Source organism: Lonepinella sp. MS14435 (assembly GCF_042485795.1).
Lineage (GTDB): Bacteria > Pseudomonadota > Gammaproteobacteria > Enterobacterales > Pasteurellaceae > Lonepinella.
The window spans coordinates 1,306,032-1,327,148 of the sequence record NZ_CP169368.1 but is presented as its reverse complement, the minus strand read 5'-3'; the positions used below and the strand labels follow the sequence as shown (position 1 = coordinate 1,327,148).

Genomic DNA, 21,117 nt, shown 5'->3' with positions numbered 1-21,117 from the left:
TACTTAATTAAAATTTACTGTTGGAGCATTTTCTGCACCAGCGGTAGATTTAAAATACGGCTTATCTTTAAAACCAAAAATCATGGCAGCTAATTTGGTTGGGAATTGGCGTACTTTTTGATTATAAATTTTTGCTGCTGCATTAAAATCATTACGAGCTTTGTTAATTCGATTTTCAGTACCTTCTAACTGAGCTTGTAAATTCATAAAACCTTCGTGAGCTTTTAATTCTGGGTATTTTTCCACAGAAACAAGTAAACGAGATAATGCAGAAGTCACCGAATCTTGGCTTTGTTGGAACTGAGCTAAGTTTTCTTCGCTCATATTATTTGGATCAATTTTCACTTGAGTAGCTTTCGCTCGAGCTTCAATTACGCCAGTTAACGTTTCTTTTTCGAAATTTGCTTGACCTTTTACAGTATTGACCAAATTTGGGATCATATCTGCACGGCGTTGATATTGTGATTCTACATTTGCCCACACTGAATCAATTTCTTCTTCTGCTTTCACTAAGCCATTGTAACTTGACATTAGAGTGAACCCTGCGATTACTGCTACGAGGATAATTAGCAACCATTTTTTCATAATCATTCCTTATTTATGTAAAAAGACCTAAACTTAGTTTAGGTCTTTTAGTCGTTATTTCTATTTAGTAACTAGATAAATCTAAATTACATAGTAACTTGTTTGTTACCTTGAACTTGAACGTCAACACGACGGTCAGGTGCTAAACAAGCGATTAATGCTTTACGACCTTTAACTGCATCACAAGTGTTGCCAGTTACAGGGTTTGCTTCACCGTAACCAGTTGCAGTTACAGAACCAGCATTAACACCTTTAGAAACTAAGTAGTTAGCTACTGTTTCAGCACGACGTTGTGAAAGTTTTAAGTTTGAAGCATCTTTACCAATACGGTCAGCATAACCATTTACTTGTACTGCTGGGTTTGCTACTTGAGCGATTTCGCCATAGATACCGTCTAAAGTTGCAGCTGCTTCAGGTTTTAATGTAGATTTACCGAATGCGAAAGTTACATCACTGTTTAAAGTGAAAGTTTTGTTAACAACTTCAGGAGCTGCCATAGGAGCTGCACCTTGACCGAAACGGTAAGATAAACCAGCTGTTACACCGTGAATTTCTGGTGTGTAGTCTACACGTTCACCATCAACTTTTAATTTACCTACGTTGTTAATCCAGTTATATTCAACACGTAATGCCAATTCAGGGAGAATTGCATATTCAACACCAGCACCTAAAAGTAAAGAAGTTTTTAAGCTGTGAGCACGTACAGCATCATTAACATTATATTCTTTATAGTCTGAACGAATTAATGCTGCACCGACTTTACCGTAAACATCTAAGCCAGATAAAGCTGGTGTTAAGCCACCTAAATCATAGCTAGGTTTTAAGCTTAAATGAGCACCGTGGTTAGTATGTTTAAATGTTGTTTGACCATTCTCTTTAAATTTTACACGACCAAAGTCATCATAACCTAACTCAACGGCTAAACCAAGGTTATTTTGGTTAAGAATTTGGTAACCACCGAATACACCGTAAGCCACAGAATTTTTCTTAACACTTACACCCTCACCTAAATCAGAATAACCGTCATGGAATGACGCCCAACCTGCTTTGGCACCTACATAGAAAGTGTTTTGTTGTGGAGCTGCTTGAGCAACTGATGCTGCTGCTAAACTAGCGATAGCTAATGCGATAGCTGTTTTTTTCATTGTGATGATCCTCTTGTTTTAGTCATCTAATTTCAAAAATATCAGCTGGATTCAGCTGAATTCCGAGTACAAAAGATGTACTGTTTATTATCTCCACCATAATATTATGGTTTCGAATATACCTATTTTAGGGTTAACGAATTTGCCCTACTATCCTTTTGACAAATTCATCTGCCTTAATTCTCATTAAGACAAATCTTCAAAAGTATTAGTATTATCCAATGAGAAAATATAAAAATCAAATATTTTTTCGTAGAACTGCTTATTTACTAAGCAATCTCGCCTAAAATTGATTATTTTTTATTCAAAAAATAGCTGGTTCAACCTTAAAACAGATTCTATTATATAGATTCTTTCCTAAAATTTCAATCAATTAACTGCATTTTCTATTTCAGTCACCATCGCATCCATAGATTCCAAACCACCAAATGCCAAATACCAATTCGCTGCATTTAAATATACAATATGGTTATTTTGAGCCGCTTGGGTTTTGTTAATAATTGCATTATTCAATACTTGTTGAGCATTATTAACTTTATCTGTTACAGCTGCAGTACGATCAATAATTAATAAATATTCTGGATTTTTTTCTGCCACATATTCAAAACCAATGCTATTACCATGAATTGAGGCAGAAAGTGATTTATCAATAGGGGTAAAACCAAAGTTCTGATAAACCATGGCATAACGAGATTGTTCACCAAAAGCACTGATGCGACTTTCATTAACTAAAGCCAATAAAGCAGTTTTCCCCTTAGTTTTTTCTGCCAATGCAGACATACGCTTATCTAAAGCCTCTAATTTTTGTTTAGCTTGTTGTTCTTTATTAAAGATTTTACCAATAGCTAAAATATTAGATTGGAATGTTGGATAAAAATTAGCGAAATCATTTTCGAGCATAAATACTGGAGCAATGTCTTTTAAACGTTCTATGAGTTTTTTCTGACGTGGTGACGCAATAATTAAATCTGGATTTAACTCATTAATTTTTTCAAATGCAGGATCAGGGGATATTCCCATATCCGCATATTTATCATCTTTGAATTCTTCTAAATAAGCAGGTACTTTGCCTTTTACCGTACCCACAATAGTCGATTTTTCGCCCAATTCACGAATTATATCAAGAGCAGCAAAATCCAATACCACTACTTTATGTGGATTTTGTGGCACAATTTGTTTACCTGCGGCATTTTCCACTTCAATGTCTTTAGCGTTAGCAAACCCTACTAGATTGATAGCAACAAATAAGCCTAAAGCGAATTTCTTAAATGTGTGTTTCATAAAGTTTTCCTTTTTGAATTGTTAATATATAAATCTTACCTAAAATAAACTGCAATTTTTTGCTGTTGAATATGCTCTATATTAATCGACATATCATAAATTTGCTCAAGCACTTCTGTTTGCATAATCTCATCTACAGAACCTTGTCGCACTAATTGCCCATTTTTCATCGCAATAATATAATCGGAATAACAAGACGCAAAATTAATATCATGGATCACGATCACGACTGTTTTTTGCAGATCATTCACCAATTTTCTCAACACTTGCATAATTTGTACTGAATGCTTCATATCCAAATTATTCAGTGGTTCATCTAGCAAAATATAATCAGTATCTTGTGCTAAAATCATGGCAATATAAGCTCGTTGCCGTTGCCCTCCACTGAGTTCATCAATATATTGATGGCGAATATCAGCCAAATTCATATAACCAATGGCATTATCAATAAAAGTGCGGTCATTTTTAGTTAAGTTTCCTTTGCTATAAGGAAAACGTCCAAACGCCACCAATTCCTCCACTGTTAACCGCAAATTAATATGATTCGATTGCTTTAATATAGAAAGCTGTTTAGCAATTTCATTACTTTTTTGTTGGCTCAGTGGCACATTATTTAACCACACTTCGCCTTGCTCAGGTGACAATAGACGGCTCATAATAGCTAATACGGTACTTTTACCTGCTCCATTCGGTCCAATAAAAGAGGTGATTTTACCCTGTGGAATACTCACTGAAACGTTGTCCACTACTTTTTTATCACCATAACTTTTACTGATATTTTGAATTTTAATTGTCATAAACTACTACCATTTTTTCTGTGTTCGTAACAGCAAATAAATAAAATATACCCCACCGATAAAATTAATAATAATGCTTAATGTGGTATTAAAGGTAAACACTTGCGATACTAATAATTGCCCTATAATTAGGGTCACTATTGCCATTAAAATGGCTGTCGGAATCAAAATCTTATGTTTAAAGGTCGGCATAAACTCAAAAGTTACATTCATTACCAACAAACCCAAAAAGGTCAAAGGTCCAACTAATGCGGTAGAAACCGAAGTCAAAACTGCCACAATAATTAGCAAATGACGAATGATCTTTTGATACGGCACACCTAAATTAATTGCCTGCTCACGCCCCAATGCCAACACATCAAAATAACGCCAATAGCGGATACTGATAGCAATCGTCAGCAATAAAATTCCCATCGCCAACCATAAAATATCCAAATTCATCCGATTAAAACTGGCAAAACCAATATCCTGTGCAATTTGAAATTCATTTGGATCAATTAATACTTCCATAAAGGTGGTTAAACTTTGGAAAAACGTCCCGAAGACAATACCGACCAACAATAAAAAAAACAGATTTTGTTGCTCTTGCTTAAATAAAAAATGATAAAGCAATAAAGCGAACAGAATCATAATTGCCGTTGAACCCAGAAATAACACAATAGGATCGACTGACAATAAGGTGGTTGAACCAAATAAAAAAATAATTAGGGTTTGAATTAATAAATAAAGTGAATCTAATCCTAATACACTTGGCGTTAGAATACGATTATTTACCACTACTTGAAAAATCATGGTTGCTACTGCAATCGCAGTTCCCGTTAAAGTAATGGCTAATATGCTTAAAGCTCTATGATGTAGGGCGTATTCCCAACGGTTTGGCAAATTATAACCAAGATAAGCACATACGGCTAAAATGCTTAAAACTAACAATAGGATTAATTTTTGACGATAAATTACTTTCATCTTTTATAAGTTAACCCTGTTGATAACGTTTAAATAATAAAATTAAGAACATCGCACTGCCAAATACACCTACTACAGCATTAATCGAAATTTCATAAGGATAAATCACAATACGCCCTAAAATATCACAGAACAGTACAAATACCGCACCAAGCAAGGCGGTATGTGACAGAATTTTTTTCAGATTATCACCTAAATAAAGGGTAACTAAATTCGGTACGATTAAACCTAAAAAGGGAATCACGCCGACCGATACAATAATAATTGAAGAAACGGTCGCCACAATGGCTAATCCTAAATACAGAACCTGTTGATAATTTAACCCGAGATTTGTGGCAAATTCTTCCCCCATTCCTACAATGGAAAAACGGTTAGCAAACAAATAAGCTATAATTAACGCAGGTAAACTAAAATAAAGGATTTCATAACGCCCTGCCATCACTAAAGAAAAGTCCCCTTGTAACCAACCTGCCAAGTTTTGCAAAAGATCTTCTTTATAGGCAATAAAAGCGGTAATTGAACTGATAATATTACCAAACATAATCCCCACTAAGGGAACAAAAATGCTATCTTTAAATTTTAGACGGGATAAAATCGTCATAAATAACAACGTCCCTAAGAAAGATACGGCAATGGCAATACTGGTTTTAACTAGCATTGAGGCAGACGGAAACAGTAAAATAGCAATTAAAATACCTAATCTTGCACTGTCCATTGTGCCAGCAGTAGTGGGTGAAACAAAACGGTTACGACTTAATTGCTGCATGACTAAGCCACAAATACTTAAAGCGGCTCCAGCAATTAAAATACTGACTAAACGTGGTACACGACTAATCAAAAAAATTTCCCATTGCTCACCGTCAAAGGCTAATAAACCAGCAAGATTGACCGTACTAACGCCGATAAAAAGCGATAATACAGAAAGCAAAATAACCAGTAAAAATAAGTAACGGCGTTTAATCAAGTTATATCCCAGCCAGAACATAAACAAATGAGAATTATTATTTTTAAGAGTAGCATAGAAAACGCGTTTTTTCAAAATAAAAGTGCGGTGCAAATTCTTTTAAAATTGATTTGCACCGCACTTCTGCATGAACCTTAAAATTTAAGAAATCTTTCTGCTGATTTAGCTTTTACTAAGAAATTTTTACGCTCTCTATCTGCCATTCCAGAGTTAGTACCAGGTAATTTTATCGTCATCGGGTTTACTGCTCGACCATTGATATGGAATTCATAATGTAAATGCGCTCCTGTAGAAATACCCGTATTACCTGTTAAAGCAATACGCTCACCACGTTTCAACGATTGTCCTGCTTTCACCAATGGTTTACTTAAGTGCATATAAATCGTTTGATATTCACGGCTATGGCGAACCACAATATAACGCCCTGCCCCACCCGCTTGATAAGCCACTTTTTCTACAATACCATCAGCAGGCAAAATTACTGGTGTTCCCACAGGTACTGCAAAATCTACCCCTTTATGTGGGCGAACTCGTCCAGTGACTGGATGGCGGCGAGCTGGGTTAAACGGCGATGAAATACGAGCCTGACGCTGTAATGGTGTACGTGCAAAACCCTTGCCAATGGTTTCTCCCTGACGATTGTAATAACGTCCGTTATCTGCTTGAATGGCATAATAACTTGCCCCACTGTGAGTAATATGAATAGCATCCACATTCCCTTGACCCGTTAGTTTATTATCTAAATATTCACGAGTCACCAACACGGCAAAATTATCCCCTTTAGATAATTTTGCTATATTTACTTGCCATTGAAGTGCGGTACTTAATTGATTAATTTGACGATTATTCAAGCCTAAATTACGTAAACTCGCACGTAATGAGCTTTCGATTTTACCTTTCAGAACATCTTTCTTCCAAATACTTTTCTTCTCAATAATTTGACGAGCGAATTTGCCAGCATCTTTCAATTCATAAATTCGTTCTTCTTTTTCAGAAACTAGCCAGTTTAAATATTCCAGTTCATTTTCATTATTTAAAATCCAATAGAATTGTTGACCCGCTTTTAGATTTTTTAATTCAGGATAACTAGCAATCAACTTTTTACTGGTTTCATCCTCTAACCCTGACATCTCTAACACGTCTTTTAATTTATCACCACGCACCACCGTATAAGAAAACTGATCAGTAATACGTTTTGCCTGATCCATCGCATCTAACAAATCATCTAAGGCACTTTGAGCATCTTCTGGTAATTTGTCACTGAGATCCACCTCATCTACTTCATCATCTACAGCTAATAAATCATCATCATAAGAAGTTGCGTCTAATTGTGAGTTTGTATCGTGGTTGACGGTTGATAGTGCTTGCCCATCTTTTGATGTACTTGCTGATTCGGTTGGTGTTAATGCTTTATATTGATTATCAACAGATGTATCAACTGTTGCTAATGGTTTATTTTCAGCCGTATTTTTTAAAGTTAAAATTCCGCCCACTATCAGACAAAACAAAGCAAAAAAGAAAATCACTGCTTTAATACGTGACTTTCTTTTTCGTCTTTCTCGAGCTAACTTAATGTGCTGAACCACTATATGACTGTCCTAATAAAAACTTGTGTGCTTATGACAAGGAAAATTTTGAAAAATTCATTATATCATTATAAATGATGATTTTTATATTGTTCTAACAAACTTTTTTGTTGGGGAGGCATTTGTAAATAAAATCCTTGCTGTTGAATTTGCTCCATGACTTTTTGATTATCCAGCTGTACTAAAGACTTATTTCCCTTTAAATTAAACAACATAACAAAAATCGGCGTACCAAAAATTTGGCGTAATGTATCTGGCACCGCATCAAATTGATCTCGCTTTTCCACATACAGATACATTCCATCTTTTCGCTTGCTTTTATAAATGGCACACAGCATAACTATCCCCTAAAATTTAACGCTTGTGAGAATAACAGAAATCGTTAGAATGTACAGCAGAAAAGGAAAAATTATAAGGAAAAATAATGCAATTCCCGTTATTACAATCAGCTAAACTGATTAAACGCTATAAACGCTTTTTAACCGATATTGAATTGCCAAATGGCAAAATTATTACCATTCATTGTGCGAATACAGGTGCAATGACGGGTTGTGGCTCGCAAGGGGATATTATTTGGTATTCCGATTCTGGTAGCACAACGCGTAAATATCCCCATTCTTGGGAAATTACACAGTTAGCCAATGGTCAATTAGTGTGCATTAATACTCACCGCTCTAATCAGTTGGTATTTGAAGCATTACAAAATAAACAAATCAAAGAACTGGCTGAATACGATCAGATTTTCCCTGAAGTTAAATATGGTGAAGAAAATAGCCGTATTGATTTCCTACTTAAAGGCAACGGACTGCCCGATTGTTATGTGGAAGTGAAATCAATTACTTTGGTGAAAAATAATATTGGTATGTTCCCTGATGCGATCACTACACGAGGACAAAAACATTTACGAGAATTGCTCGCAATGAAAAAACAAGGACATCGTGCCGTAGTGTTATTTGCGGGGTTACATAATGGCTTTGATTGCTTTAAAATTGCTGAATATATTGATCCTGAATATGATCGTTTGTTAAAAGAAGTGCAAAAACAAGGGGTTGAATCCTACGCTTACGCTGGAGAATTTGAAATTTCACAAGAAATTCCCACCGCACTTTCACTCACTCACGCCGTTCCATGGGTAAAATAAATAAAAAATTGGATTTTTTGATAATTATTCTTATTTAATACTTGACAATATATTTGAGAATAGCTATCATTAGCACCATTCAAACAATAATAGATAATCACTCCATCATTTTACGCCACTCACCCCCACAAAGAGTGGCGTTTTTTTTTGCTTTTCGCGAGTTGTTCTCATAATAAACCCCGTAGCTCAAGTACGGGGAATTTTTTCGCCCTAATTTGAAGTATCCAACACGGCAAAAGATTTCACCAAATCATCAATCGCTTTCATTTGACTAACAAAGCCCTCTAAAACAGATAATGGTAAAGCTGAAGGACCATCACATTTGGCTTGATTTGGATTTGGGTGTGCTTCTAAGAATAAACCAGCGATGCCAATGGCTAAACCTGAACGAGCAAGTTCGGTCACTTGTTCACGGCGACCACCTGATGCGGCACCGAAAGGATCACGACATTGTAATGAATGGGTCACATCAAAAATTACAGGACTACCCTTTGATGCTTTTTTCATCACACCAAAACCTAGCATATCCACAACTAAATTATCGTAACCAAAGTTAGTCCCACGATCACATAAGATCACTTTGTCATTACCACATTCTTCGATTTTTTCTACAATATTTCCCATTTGCCCTGGGCTTAAAAATTGTGGTTTTTTCACATTAATCACCGATCCCGTACGAGCCATAGCTGCCACAAGATCAGTTTGACGAGCCAAAAATGCAGGTAATTGAATCACATCTACCACGTCAGCAACAGGTTGACATTGGTAAATCTCATGCACATCGGTAATGATTTTTACGCCAAATTGATCTTTTAATTCTTGGAATATTTTTAACCCTTCGTCCATTCCTGGTCCACGGTAAGAATGAATGGACGATCGATTAGCTTTATCAAAAGAGGCTTTAAATACATAAGGTACGCCTAATTTTTGTGTTACTTCTACATATTTCTCACACACTTGCATTGCCATATCACGGCTTTCTAACACATTCATTCCGCCGAATAATACAAATGGCTTATTGTTGGCTACTTCAATATCACCAATTTTTACAATTTTGTCCGTCATAATGTTTCCTTTTTAGTGTAATAAATCGTTATGCAATTCTTTTTCAATTTCAGGCAGTTGAGCCATTAGCATGAATGCCGTTGGATCATCGGGGCATTTTTCTACAAAATAATGCAAATCTTCCACAGCTGCATGATATGCCCCCATTTGGGCTAACACTAAACCACGATCTCGCCGTTCGTAAGGTTCAAATGCTTTATAAGGATAGTCATCATATTTATAGTTTAACAAACGGCTTTCAATATACTTCAATGCCGCATCATTATGTTCTTCCCGAATTAAACAGCTTTTTGCCAGTTGGGCAAAGCGTTCTCTCAATTCATGTGGTTTGGCAACAGCTAAGTCTTCTTGTGACATCGTTGCCCCAAAGCCAAACGCCCCTTCGTAGAGCTTTTGTAAATCCTGCTGATTTAAATATTTGCCGTCCCAAGGATCAATAAATGCCACTTCATTATCCACATCAGCACGCAAAATGAGCTGGGTTGGGAACATCACAGGATACAATGGTAACGCTAATTTATCCGCTAAATACAACAGAATACAACCTAGGCTGACTGGCATTCCACGGTGCGAACGTAGTACATAGCTTAAATACAGATTTTCCGCTTGAAAATAATGTTGTGGATCGCACTCAAAGCCCCAATCACCATACATTAATTGTAACAATTTATGGATTTTAACTCTCACATCATCATCCGCTGGAATAACCTTACGAGCTTTTCGCACCAATCCACCCATCAAAGAACGAATTGTACGTAAATCTTCTCCGTCATCTTCCGTGGTGATTAAATAGAAACTTTCCATTTCTAAGTAAAGAGATTGTTTGAGTAAATCTATTTTCATTTTAACCTTGCTAATGTAACTCGTTCATTACCACCATAATCCTTGACAGTTTGTACCGAGTGCCATAAATTTTTTGTCAAAAATGACCGCACTTTTTTACCCTGTTGCCAACCATGTTCTAACAAAAGCCAACCTTGTGGTTGTAAAAACTGCGGTGCTTTTTCAATAATTTTTTGTAAATCTGCATAACCTTGATCTTCTGCTATCAAAGCAGATAAAGGCTCAAAACGTACATCACCTTGCTGTAAATGTGGATCTTGCGGATCAATATAAGGCGGATTACTGACAATAATATCAAAGCATTCAGCAATATTTTGAAACCACGAGCTTTGTTGAAATTCTACATCAAGCAAATCATTTTGCTCTGCATTTTGTCGAGCTAATGCCACCGCACTAGCCACCAGATCCACACCTAAAATGCGATATTTTGCACCGCACTTTTTCAACTCATCAGCCAAAGCTAACGCAATCGCCCCCGTGCCTGTACCTAAATCTAAAATTGACACTTCGCCGTTTTGTTGTATTTTTTCTTTAGCGAGAATTAATGCGTGTTCCACCAACATTTCGGTATCGGGACGTGGAATTAAGGTATCAGGTGATACTTTTAGATTCAACGACCAAAATTCAGTTTCACCAAGCATGTAAGCGATTGGCTCGCCCTTGGCTCGGCGAGCTAAAAGTGCGGTTAATTTTTCGCAATTTTTTTCACTCAATTCCCGATCGTTAAATGCCATTAATTGCGATTTTGAGTAACCAGTAACAAATTGTAATAATAAATAACTATCCGTTTTGGCGTTTAAATATGGATCGTTGGTTAAATTTTCGGTTAAGTATTGTTTGGCATAAACGATCCATTGTGCGATATTCATTACGCCTGTTCCGACAACGCCGCCAACTGATCCGCTTGGTATTCGGTAATAATCGGTTGAATAAGTTCATCAATTTTGCCATTCATGACTTCATCAAGACGATACACGGTTAAATTAATACGGTGATCGGTCACTCGACCTTGTGGATAGTTGTAAGTACGAATTTTATCAGAACGATCCCCTGAGCCTAATAGATTACGGCGAGTATCTGCTTGTTCCGCAGCTTGACGTTCTTGCTCAGCTTGCACAATGCGAGAAGCTAATACTGACAAGGCTTTTGCTTTATTCTTATGTTGTGAACGTTCATCTTGACATTCTACCACAATACCCGTTGGAATATGGGTAATTCGTACCGCTGAATCGGTAGTGTTGACGTGCTGACCACCAGCCCCTGATGAACGATAAGTATCAATCCGTAAATCGGTTGGATTAATTTCTGGCAATTCGCTTTCAGGCAATTCTGGCATCACCGCTACTGTACAAGCTGAGGTATGAATCCGCCCCTGACTTTCGGTTTTTGGCACACGTTGTACGCGATGCCCACCCGATTCAAATTTCAACTGACCATACACACCATCGCCAGAAATTTTGACGATAATTTCTTTGTAGCCCCCTTGCTCACTTTCGTTGGCACTCAAGGTTTCTATACGCCAACGCTTACTTTCTGCATAACGGCTGTACATACGGAATAAATCCCCTGCGAAAATCCCCGCTTCATCGCCACCAGTACCCGCACGGATCTCTAAATAAGCATTATATTCATCATTCGGATCTTTCGGTAATAACAAAATTTGTAACTGTTGTTCTAAACTTTCTACTTCGCTCTGACATTCTTCAATTTCCATTTCCGCCATTTCTTTCATATCGGGATCGTCAAGCAATAATTCTGCTTCTTGCATATTAGCATGCAGTTGCTTCCAGCGAGCAAAGACTTTTACTACGTCCTCTAATTGAGCGTACTCTTTGGAATAAGCACGAAATTTATCTTGATCACTGATCACGGACGCATCGCCTAATAGGGCTTCTAATTCTTCGTAGCGTTCGTTTAAACTGTCTAATTTACTAATAATACTGGCTTTCATTATTGGACTAACCTTTAAAATAAAATCTGTTAACATTGTAGGGGTGTGTGCATAGGCTCTAATGCTTGAATTGCGGTTTTAGCAGATATGCAATATGCCACCACAATGGGTGTTATTTCTTAAAAAATTTTGCGTATTCTAGCACAAAACTGCGGTGAAAATTAACGGCGTTTTGGAATAAATCTATTTTTTTATTGTTCTCACCGCTCAAAACAAGGATAATACGCAAGATTAACTCACGAATTTTACTGATAACAATACCTTAACTGATTTTATGGAATATATTTTACTCATCATTTCCACCGCCTTGATTAACAATTTTGTGCTGGTGAAATTTCTCGGTTTATGCCCGTTTATGGGGGTATCCAAAAAAGTGGATACCGCCATAGGCATGGGCTTGGCGACTATGTTTGTGATGACTGTAGCATCTTTGAGTGCCTATTTAGTAGATACCTATATTTTAGCCCCATTTAACGCTCAATTTTTACGTACTTTAGTTTTTATTTTAGTTATTGCGGTAGTGGTGCAATTTACCGAAATGCTGATTAATAAAACTAGTCCAACACTTTATCGTTTACTGGGGATTTTCTTACCATTGATTACCACTAACTGTGCTGTGCTTGGTGTGGCATTATTGAATATTAATTTAGCTCATAATTTAACTGAATCGGTCGTCTATGGTTTTTCAGCATCACTAGGCTTTTCTTTAGTGTTAGTATTATTTTCTGCCTTGCGTGAACGCCTTGCTGCCGCCGATGTACCATTACCATTTCGTGGGGCATCCATTGCCTTGATTACTGCAGGGCTGATGTCCCTTGCCTTTATGGGGTTTGCTGGATTAGTGAGAGCCTAATTAATGACAACCTTATATTATGTGTTAATCGCCATTGCTATACTCGCCTTAATTTTTGGCGTGGTACTGGGTTTTGCTTCGATAAAACTCAAAGTAGAAGCTGATCCCATTGTAGAAAAAATAGATGCTATTTTACCTCAAACTCAATGTGGTCAATGCGGTTATCCTGGTTGTAAACCCTATGCAGAAGCTATTGCTAACGGTGATGTGATCACCAAATGTATTCCAGGTGGACAACAAACTATTGTCAAAATTGCCGAATTAATGGGCGTTGATGTCCCCGCCATGGATGACGTAGTAGAACCTGAAATCAAAGTTGCCTTTATTCACGAAGATATGTGTATCGGATGCACAAAATGTATTCAGGCTTGCCCTGTTGATGCCATTATCGGTACCAATAAAGCCTTACATACAGTTATTGCCGATCTTTGTACAGGTTGCGAGCTTTGTGTTGCACCTTGCCCAACCGATTGTATTACTATGGAAAAAGTTGAACAACAAATTGATCACTGGAACTGGAAATTTGATCCCAAAATGGTCATTCCAATTAAATATGACAATAAAATGGTGGTGGGTGAATAATGGCTGATGTATTAACTCGCTATCAATCAGGTAAACTTTGGGATTTCCACGGGGGTATTCATCCCTCTGAAATGAAATCACAGTCCAATTCTACGCCAATTTCCACCGCACCTTTGGCAGACAAATTCTATGTGCCAGTAAAACAACATTTAGGCACAGCTGGCAATTTATTAGTCAAAGTTGGCGATCAAGTTCTTAAAGGACAACCTCTCACCCAAGGCGATGGTTTGCGTTGTTTGCCTGTTCACGCCCCGACTTCAGGCATCGTAACGGATATTTCTCCTTATATTGCGGCACATCCCTCAGGCTTAAACGAGTTAGCTGTGCATATCCAAGCGGACGGCAAAGATCAATGGCGTGAACAACAACCAATTGATGATTTCTTAACACTCAGTACAGAACAATTAATTCAGAAAATCTATCAAGCAGGCGTAGCTGGTTTAGGCGGTGCAGTGTTCCCTACCGCAGCCAAAGTAAACTCCGCCCAAAATGCAGTGAAATTGTTGATTATAAACGGGGCGGAATGTGAGCCTTATATTACCTGTGATGATCGTTTAATGCGTGATTATGCAGATGAAATTATTGAAGGAGTACGAATCTTACGTTATATTCTTCGCCCTGAAAAAGTGGTTATTGCGGTAGAAGATAACAAGCCCAAAGCCGTGTCTGCCTTGAAATTTGCTTTGCATGGGGCGAATGATATTGATATTCGAGTTGTTCCAACGAAATATCCATCTGGTGATTCTAATACTTTAGTCAAAATTCTGACTGGCATAGAAGTGCCAAGTGGTAAGCGTTCTTCTAGTATTGGCGTGTATATGCAAAATGTCGGCACGGCATTTGCAATCAAGCGAGCCGTGATCAATGATGAACCACTGATTGAGCGAGTGGTAACACTTACTGGCGATAAAATCCCAAATAAAGGCAATCAATGGGTGCGTTTTGGCACACCGATTTCCTTTGTATTAGAACAAGCGGGTTATCAAGCAGATGAGCGATTGCCTGTCTATTTAGGCGGTCCAATGATGGGCTTGGCATTGCCCGATTTAAATGCCCCTGTAACCAAATTAGCTAACTGTTTACTTGCTCCTGATCATTTTGAATATACACCACCTCCAGCAGAACAATCCTGTATTCGTTGTTCCGCTTGTTCAGATGCTTGTCCTTATTATTTAATGCCTCAACAGCTTTATTGGTTTGCACGTAGCGAAGATCACGAGAAATCACAACAATATCAATTAATGGACTGTATAGAATGTGGACTATGTGCCTACGTTTGCCCAAGCCATATTCCATTAATTCAATATTTCCGCCAAGAAAAAGCTAAAATTTGGGAAATCGCTGATAAAGCGAAAAAAGCGGAAGAAGCCAAAATTCGTTTTGAAACACGTCAAGCCCGTTTAGAAAAAGAAGAACAGGCTCGCAAAGAACGTACTCAAAAAGCAGCCGAAAATCGCCGTCAAGAAGTAGCGAACAGTAAAGGCATCGATCCTGTCGCCGCAGCGTTAGAACGATTAAAAGCGAAAAAACAGGAAAACGCCAAAGAATTCACTGAAATTAAAACCATTATTGATGAAAATAAAGGCGAAGTATTGCCAGATAATTCTGATATTATGGCAGAACGTAAAGCAAGACGTTTGGCTCGCCAACAACAGCAAAATATAACTGAAAATACCACAGAAAGTGCGGTGCAAAATCAGCCAATTTTAGAAGAAAACAGTACCGTTGATCCGAAAAAAGTGGCTATTGCTGCCGCTCTTGCACGAGCTAAAGCTAAAAAACAGGCTCAACAACAAACCGCTGAACCTGTCACGGAAACCTCGGTTAGTACAGAAGAAACAACAGAAATCGATCCGAAAAAAGCCGCTGTTGCTGCCGCCATTGCACGAGCTAAAGCTAAAAAACAAGCTCAACAACAAACCGCTGAACCTGTTACGCAAAACTCGGTTAGTGCCGAAGAAACAACGGAAATCGATCCGAAAAAAGCCGCTGTTGCTGCCGCCATTGCTCGGGCTAAAGCTAAAAAACAGGCTCAACAACAAACCTCTGAACCTGTTACGCAAAACTCGGTTAGTACCGAAGAAACAACGGAAATCGATCCGAAAAAAGCCGCTGTTGCTGCCGCCATTGCACGAGCTAAAGCTAAAAAACAGGCTCAACAACAAACCACTGAACCTGTCACGGAAACCTCGGTTAGTACAGAAGAAACAACGGAAATCGATCCGAAAAAAGCCGCTGTTGCTCGAGCTAAAGCTAAAAAACAAGCTCAACAGCAAACTGCTGAATCTGTTACGCAAAACTTGGTTAGTATAGAAACAATGGAAATTGTCCCGAAAAAAACGACAATTGCTGCGATCATCGCTCAGGCTCAAGCTAAAAAACAAGCTCAGCAACAAAGTGCTGAAAATGTTAAGGAAAACTCGATTAGCACAGAAACAACAGAAATCGATCCGAAAAAATCCGCTGTTGCTGCCGCTATTGCTCGAGCTAAAGCTAAAAAAGCAGCTCAAGCACAAATGAAACAAGAAAATAAGGAATAATATGTTTAGAATTGCAAGTTCCCCACATACTCATTCAGGTAAATTGACCGCCCGTATTATGTTATGGGTGATTTTTGCAATGTTACCTGCATTCGGTGTACAACTTTATTTCTTTGGCTTTGGCGTGCTGATTCAAACTGCCTTAGCAGTAAGTTTCGCCTTGCTATTAGAATATGTGGTGACTTATTTACGCAAAAAAACTGCCTTGTTCTATATTTCTGATTTCAGTGTGGTACTAACAGCCTTGATTTTAGCCATGGCTATTCCCCCTTATGCTCCCTACTGGATAATTTTAAGCGGTATATTTTGTGCGGTAATTTTCGGAAAACACGTTTATGGTGGTTTAGGGCAAAATTTATTTAACCCTGCAATGGTTGGTTATGTGGTGTTATTAGTTTCATTCCCCGTCCAAATGACAGCATGGCTACCACCGATTTCCCTATTAAACGAACCACCGACACTGGCTGATAGTTGCCACCTAATCTTTTCAGGGATTACCACTGATGGCTTTAGCTTACATCAATTAGTCGCAAGCATTGACGGCATCACATCCGCTACGCCATTAGATGCCGTGAAAACGGGGGCTAAAAGTGCGGTATTTTCTTTTAATGAATTAAGTCAATCACCTATTTTCTCTGCAATATTACCGTTCAGTTCAGCATTAAACGGTATCGGCTGGACACAGGTTAATCTTGCCTTTTTATTCGGTGGATTGTTTTTAATTTGGAGAAAGATTATCCACTGGCAAATTCCTGTGGCATTTTTAACCGCACTTTTCATCATGGCATGCTTAAACTGGATACTTTCACCTATCGCCACCAGCCCCATTTGGCAGTTATTCACGGGAGCGACTATGTTTGGTGCATTCTTTATTGCCACTGATCCTGTTAGTGCTTCCATTACGCCAACTGGTAAGCTGATTTTTGGAGCTTTAACTGGCATACTGGTAAGCCTAATCCGCTTTTACGGCAACTACCCTGACGGTGTTGCTTTTGCGGTTTTATTGGCGAATATTTGCGTACCATTAATCGATCATTATAGCCGTCCAAGAGTGGCTGGACATACGGAGAGAAGATGAAGATAATAAATATTGGTAAAATTGCCAGTCAATATGGTTTATTACTTGCCTTTGTTGCATCAGTTTGCACCGCAATTTCAGGTGGCATTTATTTGCTAACTAAAGATAAAATTGATGAAGCCATTGCAATGCAACAGCAAGAGTTATTATTACAAGTGATGCCACAACGTTATTTTGACAATGATTTAATGAATAACTGTGATGAACGCAAAACGCCAGAAATTAATAAAATTTGCACCGCACTCTTAAACGGCAAGATTTCCGCTTATGCGATTGAAGCCACCGCTCCAGATGGTTATGCGGGCAATATTCGGATATTAATCGGCATGACTCCCGAGGGTGAGATTTTAGGCGTTCGAGTGCTAGAACATCATGAAACCCCAGGCTTAGGTGATAAAATAGAAACTCGTATTTCCAACTGGATTTTAAGTTTTAACCACAAAAAAATCAGCCTAGATAATATAGACGAGTTTGCAGTAAAAAAAGACGGTGGTAAATTTGATCAATTCGCTGGAGCAACCATTACACCAAGAGCGGTGGTCAATCAGGTAAAACGTTCAGCGTTGGAAGTACTTAATAAATAGTGATAAATATTATGACAGAATCAAAAACAGAAAGCCTTTGGCACAGCCTTTTTCTGCAAGGTTTATGGCGGAATAATCCAGCAACAGTACAACTACTTGGGCTTTGCCCTTTATTGGCAGTGTCTAATTCAGCAACTAATGCCCTAGGCTTGGGTTTAGCCACAATGATTGTATTGATTTGTACCAATACAATGGTGTCGCTATTCCGCCGCCACATTCCCCATGCAATTCGTATTCCAATCTATGTCATGATTATCGCTACTACCGTAACAGTGGTTCAATTACTCATGAATGCTTATACTTATAGCTTATATCAATCACTGGGGATCTTTATTCCATTAATCGTCACCAACTGTATTGTAATCGGTCGTGCTGAAGCCTTTGCTAGCAAAAATACCCTATTACATTCCGCTTTTGATGGTTTCGCCATGGGATTAGGTATGACTTTAAGCCTGTTTTTATTAGGTGCATTACGCGAAATTTTCGGAAATGGTACATTATTTGACGGTATTCATTTATTACTTGGTGATTGGGCGAAAGTGCTACGTATTGAACTTTTCCATAATGACAGCAATCTATTACTTGCCATTCTTCCACCAGGTGCATTTATCGGGTTAGGACTAATTTTGGCATTTAAAAATAAGTTAGAACAGAAAAAATAATGAACCAACAAAAACGCATTGAAATTTTAACGCGCTTACGTGATAACAATCCGCATCCCACCACAGAACTGAATTTTAGTTCACCTTTTGAACTATTAATTGCCGTTATATTATCTGCACAAGCAACCGATAAAGGCGTGAATAAAGCTACGGAGAAACTATTTGCCGTGGCAAACACGCCTGAAAAAATTTATGCTTTAGGGGTGGACGGCTTAAAGCAATACATTAAAACTATCGGACTATTTAACAGCAAAGCAGAAAATATCATTAAAACTTGTAAAGATTTAATTGAAAAACATCATTCACAAGTACCTGAAAACCGAGAAGCCCTAGAAGCTCTTGCGGGCGTAGGACGAAAAACCGCTAATGTGGTTCTCAACACCGCTTTCGGACATCCCACTATTGCGGTAGATACTCATATTTTTCGAGTTGCTAATCGAACTGGATTTGCCCCAGGGAAAGATGTCGTGAAAGTGGAAGAAAAACTATTAAAAGTTGTGCCAACAGAATTCAAAGTTGACGTTCATCACTGGTTGATTCTACACGGTCGCTATACTTGCATTGCCAGAAAACCAAGATGTGGATCTTGTTTAATTGAAGATTTGTGTGAGTTTAAGGAAAAGACTGACGTTTAATGAAACACTTTGACACATCCATAGCACATACGTACAATATATTGTACAACATTTAATAAGAGAGAGAAAAAATATGCAAACCATTACTTATAGCGAAGCTCGCCAAAATCTGGCAAGTTTAATGGCACGAACAGTAAATAATGTAGAAACTATTACTATTACTCGAACTAAAGGGGAAAGTTGTGTATTGATGTCGTTAGCAGAATTTGAGGCTCTGACAGAAACTGCTTATCTTTTACGTTCCCCTGCCAATGCCCGCCATTTATTAGCGTCTATTGAAGAATTGCGGAATGGTAAAGTGGTTGAAAGAGAACTAAAAGATGAAATATAAGAAACTGTTTACTGATAGCTGCTGGCAAGATTATTTATATTGGCAAACTACCGATAAAAAAGTCCTCAAACGAATCAATGAATTAATTAACGATATTGAACGCACACCCTTTGCAGGTATCGGTAAACCTGAACCCTTAAAACATAATTTATCAGGATTTTGGTCACGGCGAATTGATGGTGAGCATCGTTTAGTTTACGCTATCAACAATGATGAAATTCAGCTCGTAGCTTGCCGTTATCATTATTAACACTCCCAAAAACATATATTTTATAAAATATAAACTTGGCTACCTAACTAATGAGAAGAAAATCAATCAAATTCAGATAAATAAACCTGATTATAAAAACTGCCATTAATTTGTGTTTTATTTAAATGATATAACCTAAATGCCTCAAACACTTTAGGGTTTGGAGGCTGTAGGTTATGCCAAAAACTTTTTAAATCACCTTGATATGTTAATCCAGCAAAATCATAGTTAGCTCGTCCTAATGTGAGAACAGGCATATTATGTAATAGTGCAGAAACACCACATGTACTATTTAAAGTAATCATTCCTTTGCCATGACGTAAAAATACAGGCATTGGCACATCATGCACATAAAATAATCGCCGTTTTAATTGTGGATAACGATGGATATAAGCATTGATAATATGAGTATAATCGGTAAATCCTCGATCCATAGGATGATGTTTTATAATTAGGGTTAAATGCTTTGGAGCAAAGAGTAAAAAAGAGTCTAACACATCAAGTAAAAATTCTTTTACACCAAAATAATCACTATGCACTTTAACTTGACTATCATTATAAACCTGTAAAGGTACAATATAAAAATCCCCAAATTTACCGTTTTCAACAAAATGTTTAAACCGAAAATCTTTAATATAATACCATGCTCTTTTTATCCCAGACCATAGCCAACTTCTAGCATAAAACCTAATACTTAGCGATCGATGATGTTGATAATCAGGATATTTTTTACGATAATACCAAGTATTTACATAATAACAAATAGCTATCTTCGCTAAGGTGGAAAAACCTTTAGCAGAAGATTCTACTTCGGGAGGAGCAGTTAAATTAGATATTTTTTCAAGAAAAAACTGAGCATTTTTAGGAATTAATGAATAAGCATTTACTCCCATTTTTTCCAACGTCACATAATGCGGACGAAAATATCCTTCTTCAAATACCCAAAAATTTAATTTAAATTGTTCGGCAAGAATCTTAGCCATAATATGATAGGAGCGATTATCCCCAAAGCAAACTAATGAATCAATTTGATGGTATGAAATATATTGACTTAAAAAATTCTGAAAATTTTCTATTGTGTCACGATATGCTGTAGTATGAAAAGAGTCATTCTCAGGGAAAAAATATTCATCACCTGCATTTAAATTTATTTTAAATACATTTTTCTGCTTATTATGCAAATAAGTCGCTAGGTCATAAAAAAATGAACCTATCGGACCTTGCAATAATAGAATATTTTTTCCATTATCAACTAAATCTATTAAATTATGCTTAATCATA

The 21,117-nt window shown here is 37.4% G+C and carries 23 protein-coding genes; 10 read left to right on the top strand and 13 right to left on the bottom strand.

What is annotated here, in order from left to right; genetic code table 11:
* Positions 1-3: 3 nt before the first annotated feature.
* From O1Q80_RS06270 to O1Q80_RS06235, 8 genes are all read right to left on the bottom strand, one after another.
* The gene (locus O1Q80_RS06270) at positions 4-585 is read right to left on the bottom strand and encodes a LemA family protein (protein ID WP_386685916.1); all 582 of its coding nucleotides are present in this window, start codon (positions 583-585) and stop codon (positions 4-6) included.
* Positions 586-671: 86 nt separating this feature from the next.
* The gene (gene ompA, locus O1Q80_RS06265; RefSeq protein ID WP_386685914.1) at positions 672-1,730 is read right to left on the bottom strand and encodes a porin OmpA; all 1,059 of its coding nucleotides are present in this window, start codon (positions 1,728-1,730) and stop codon (positions 672-674) included.
* A 369-nt stretch (positions 1,731-2,099) separates the two neighbouring features.
* A complete protein-coding gene (locus O1Q80_RS06260; RefSeq protein WP_386693764.1) occupies positions 2,100-3,011 on the bottom strand; it encodes a siderophore ABC transporter substrate-binding protein in 912 nt (303 codons plus the stop codon).
* 35 nt (positions 3,012-3,046) lie between these two features.
* Complete coding sequence (locus tag O1Q80_RS06255; protein ID WP_386685910.1) at positions 3,047-3,808, bottom strand: ABC transporter ATP-binding protein; 762 nt, start codon at positions 3,806-3,808, stop codon at positions 3,047-3,049.
* Positions 3,809-3,814: 6 nt separating this feature from the next.
* On the bottom strand, positions 3,815-4,771 hold the full coding sequence (locus O1Q80_RS06250; RefSeq protein WP_386693762.1) for an iron chelate uptake ABC transporter family permease subunit: 957 nt from the start codon (positions 4,769-4,771) through the stop codon (positions 3,815-3,817).
* A 10-nt stretch (positions 4,772-4,781) separates the two neighbouring features.
* Complete coding sequence (locus O1Q80_RS06245) at positions 4,782-5,735, bottom strand: ABC transporter permease (protein ID WP_386685906.1); 954 nt, start codon at positions 5,733-5,735, stop codon at positions 4,782-4,784.
* 134 nt (positions 5,736-5,869) lie between these two features.
* Positions 5,870-7,321: a murein DD-endopeptidase MepM gene (gene mepM / locus O1Q80_RS06240; protein ID WP_386693760.1), complete on the bottom strand. Its 1,452-nt coding sequence runs from the start codon at positions 7,319-7,321 to the stop codon at positions 5,870-5,872.
* Positions 7,322-7,389: 68 nt separating this feature from the next.
* On the bottom strand, positions 7,390-7,659 hold the full coding sequence (locus O1Q80_RS06235; protein WP_386685902.1) for a YcgL domain-containing protein: 270 nt from the start codon (positions 7,657-7,659) through the stop codon (positions 7,390-7,392).
* 86 nt (positions 7,660-7,745) lie between these two features.
* On the opposite strand from O1Q80_RS06235, the gene sfsA reads away from it, so the two are divergent.
* A complete protein-coding gene (sfsA, locus tag O1Q80_RS06230) occupies positions 7,746-8,462 on the top strand; it encodes a DNA/RNA nuclease SfsA (RefSeq protein ID WP_386693757.1) in 717 nt (238 codons plus the stop codon).
* 210 nt (positions 8,463-8,672) lie between these two features.
* On the opposite strand, the gene kdsA is transcribed toward sfsA, so the two are convergent.
* From kdsA to prfA, 4 genes are read right to left on the bottom strand one after another with little or no spacing between them, the layout of a single operon-like run.
* Positions 8,673-9,527, bottom strand: coding sequence for a 3-deoxy-8-phosphooctulonate synthase (gene kdsA, locus O1Q80_RS06225; protein ID WP_386685898.1), 855 nt, complete (start codon positions 9,525-9,527; stop codon positions 8,673-8,675).
* Positions 9,528-9,539: 12 nt separating this feature from the next.
* Positions 9,540-10,370 (bottom strand): SirB1 family protein, encoded by an 831-nt coding sequence (locus O1Q80_RS06220; RefSeq protein WP_386685896.1) that lies wholly within the window; start codon positions 10,368-10,370, stop codon positions 9,540-9,542.
* On the bottom strand, positions 10,367-11,239 hold the full coding sequence (prmC, locus tag O1Q80_RS06215) for a peptide chain release factor N(5)-glutamine methyltransferase (RefSeq protein ID WP_386693755.1): 873 nt from the start codon (positions 11,237-11,239) through the stop codon (positions 10,367-10,369). The genes O1Q80_RS06220 and prmC overlap by 4 nt, the downstream gene beginning before the upstream one ends.
* Positions 11,239-12,321: a peptide chain release factor 1 gene (gene prfA / locus O1Q80_RS06210; protein WP_386685892.1), complete on the bottom strand. Its 1,083-nt coding sequence runs from the start codon at positions 12,319-12,321 to the stop codon at positions 11,239-11,241. The genes prmC and prfA overlap by 1 nt, the downstream gene beginning before the upstream one ends.
* A 274-nt stretch (positions 12,322-12,595) precedes the next feature.
* On the opposite strand from prfA, the gene rsxA reads away from it, so the two are divergent.
* From rsxA to O1Q80_RS06165, 9 genes are all read left to right on the top strand, one after another.
* Positions 12,596-13,174: an electron transport complex subunit RsxA gene (gene rsxA / locus O1Q80_RS06205; protein ID WP_386685890.1), complete on the top strand. Its 579-nt coding sequence runs from the start codon at positions 12,596-12,598 to the stop codon at positions 13,172-13,174.
* A gap of 3 nt (positions 13,175-13,177) precedes the next feature.
* The gene (gene rsxB / locus O1Q80_RS06200; protein ID WP_386685888.1) at positions 13,178-13,756 is read left to right on the top strand and encodes an electron transport complex subunit RsxB; all 579 of its coding nucleotides are present in this window, start codon (positions 13,178-13,180) and stop codon (positions 13,754-13,756) included.
* Positions 13,756-16,296, top strand: a complete 2,541-nt coding sequence (gene rsxC / locus O1Q80_RS06195) for an electron transport complex subunit RsxC (RefSeq protein ID WP_386693753.1) — start codon at positions 13,756-13,758, stop codon at positions 16,294-16,296. Before rsxB ends, rsxC begins: the two co-directional genes overlap by 1 nt.
* Position 16,297: 1 nt before the next feature.
* Positions 16,298-17,374, top strand: a complete 1,077-nt coding sequence (gene rsxD / locus O1Q80_RS06190; protein WP_386693750.1) for an electron transport complex subunit RsxD — start codon at positions 16,298-16,300, stop codon at positions 17,372-17,374.
* On the top strand, positions 17,371-17,958 hold the full coding sequence (gene rsxG / locus O1Q80_RS06185; protein ID WP_386693749.1) for an electron transport complex subunit RsxG: 588 nt from the start codon (positions 17,371-17,373) through the stop codon (positions 17,956-17,958). The genes rsxD and rsxG overlap by 4 nt, the downstream gene beginning before the upstream one ends.
* A gap of 11 nt (positions 17,959-17,969) precedes the next feature.
* On the top strand, positions 17,970-18,620 hold the full coding sequence (locus O1Q80_RS06180) for an electron transport complex subunit E (protein WP_386693746.1): 651 nt from the start codon (positions 17,970-17,972) through the stop codon (positions 18,618-18,620).
* On the top strand, positions 18,620-19,255 hold the full coding sequence (nth, locus tag O1Q80_RS06175) for an endonuclease III (protein WP_386685874.1): 636 nt from the start codon (positions 18,620-18,622) through the stop codon (positions 19,253-19,255). Before O1Q80_RS06180 ends, nth begins: the two co-directional genes overlap by 1 nt.
* 73 nt (positions 19,256-19,328) lie before the next feature.
* Positions 19,329-19,586 carry a YoeB-YefM toxin-antitoxin system antitoxin YefM gene (yefM, locus tag O1Q80_RS06170; RefSeq protein ID WP_386693744.1) on the top strand — a complete coding sequence of 86 codons (258 nt, stop codon included), beginning with the start codon at positions 19,329-19,331 and terminating at the stop codon, positions 19,584-19,586.
* Positions 19,576-19,836 carry a Txe/YoeB family addiction module toxin gene (locus O1Q80_RS06165; RefSeq protein WP_386693743.1) on the top strand — a complete coding sequence of 87 codons (261 nt, stop codon included), beginning with the start codon at positions 19,576-19,578 and terminating at the stop codon, positions 19,834-19,836. Before yefM ends, O1Q80_RS06165 begins: the two co-directional genes overlap by 11 nt.
* Before the next feature lie 62 nt (positions 19,837-19,898).
* On the opposite strand, the gene O1Q80_RS06160 is transcribed toward O1Q80_RS06165, so the two are convergent.
* The gene (locus O1Q80_RS06160; protein WP_386693741.1) at positions 19,899-21,116 is read right to left on the bottom strand and encodes a capsule biosynthesis protein; all 1,218 of its coding nucleotides are present in this window, start codon (positions 21,114-21,116) and stop codon (positions 19,899-19,901) included.
* Position 21,117: the final 1 nt, after the last annotated feature.

Excerpts from the sequence above, each read along its gene's own strand:
- O1Q80_RS06260 (WP_386693764.1), bottom strand. The coding sequence starts at position 3,011 with ATGAAACACACATTTAAGAAATTCGCTTTAGGCTTATTTGTTGCTATC.
- O1Q80_RS06220 (WP_386685896.1), bottom strand. The coding sequence starts at position 10,370 with ATGAAAATAGATTTACTCAAACAATCTCTTTACTTAGAAATGGAAAGT.
- O1Q80_RS06160 (WP_386693741.1), bottom strand. The coding sequence starts at position 21,116 with ATGATTAAGCATAATTTAATAGATTTAGTTGATAATGGAAAAAATATT.
- O1Q80_RS06255 (WP_386685910.1), bottom strand. The coding sequence starts at position 3,808 with ATGACAATTAAAATTCAAAATATCAGTAAAAGTTATGGTGATAAAAAA.
- O1Q80_RS06250 (WP_386693762.1), bottom strand. The coding sequence starts at position 4,771 with ATGAAAGTAATTTATCGTCAAAAATTAATCCTATTGTTAGTTTTAAGC.
- ompA (WP_386685914.1), bottom strand. The coding sequence starts at position 1,730 with ATGAAAAAAACAGCTATCGCATTAGCTATCGCTAGTTTAGCAGCAGCA.
- O1Q80_RS06270 (WP_386685916.1), bottom strand. The coding sequence starts at position 585 with ATGAAAAAATGGTTGCTAATTATCCTCGTAGCAGTAATCGCAGGGTTC.
- O1Q80_RS06165 (WP_386693743.1), top strand. The coding sequence starts at position 19,576 with ATGAAATATAAGAAACTGTTTACTGATAGCTGCTGGCAAGATTATTTA.
- O1Q80_RS06180 (WP_386693746.1), top strand. The coding sequence starts at position 17,970 with ATGACAGAATCAAAAACAGAAAGCCTTTGGCACAGCCTTTTTCTGCAA.
- rsxC (WP_386693753.1), top strand. The coding sequence starts at position 13,756 with ATGGCTGATGTATTAACTCGCTATCAATCAGGTAAACTTTGGGATTTC.
- yefM (WP_386693744.1), top strand. The coding sequence starts at position 19,329 with ATGCAAACCATTACTTATAGCGAAGCTCGCCAAAATCTGGCAAGTTTA.
- rsxD (WP_386693750.1), top strand. The coding sequence starts at position 16,298 with ATGTTTAGAATTGCAAGTTCCCCACATACTCATTCAGGTAAATTGACC.
- rsxB (WP_386685888.1), top strand. The coding sequence starts at position 13,178 with ATGACAACCTTATATTATGTGTTAATCGCCATTGCTATACTCGCCTTA.
- kdsA (WP_386685898.1), bottom strand. The coding sequence starts at position 9,527 with ATGACGGACAAAATTGTAAAAATTGGTGATATTGAAGTAGCCAACAAT.
- rsxA (WP_386685890.1), top strand. The coding sequence starts at position 12,596 with ATGGAATATATTTTACTCATCATTTCCACCGCCTTGATTAACAATTTT.
- prfA (WP_386685892.1), bottom strand. The coding sequence starts at position 12,321 with ATGAAAGCCAGTATTATTAGTAAATTAGACAGTTTAAACGAACGCTAC.
- O1Q80_RS06235 (WP_386685902.1), bottom strand. The coding sequence starts at position 7,659 with ATGCTGTGTGCCATTTATAAAAGCAAGCGAAAAGATGGAATGTATCTG.
- sfsA (WP_386693757.1), top strand. The coding sequence starts at position 7,746 with ATGCAATTCCCGTTATTACAATCAGCTAAACTGATTAAACGCTATAAA.
- rsxG (WP_386693749.1), top strand. The coding sequence starts at position 17,371 with ATGAAGATAATAAATATTGGTAAAATTGCCAGTCAATATGGTTTATTA.
- nth (WP_386685874.1), top strand. The coding sequence starts at position 18,620 with ATGAACCAACAAAAACGCATTGAAATTTTAACGCGCTTACGTGATAAC.
- prmC (WP_386693755.1), bottom strand. The coding sequence starts at position 11,239 with ATGAATATCGCACAATGGATCGTTTATGCCAAACAATACTTAACCGAA.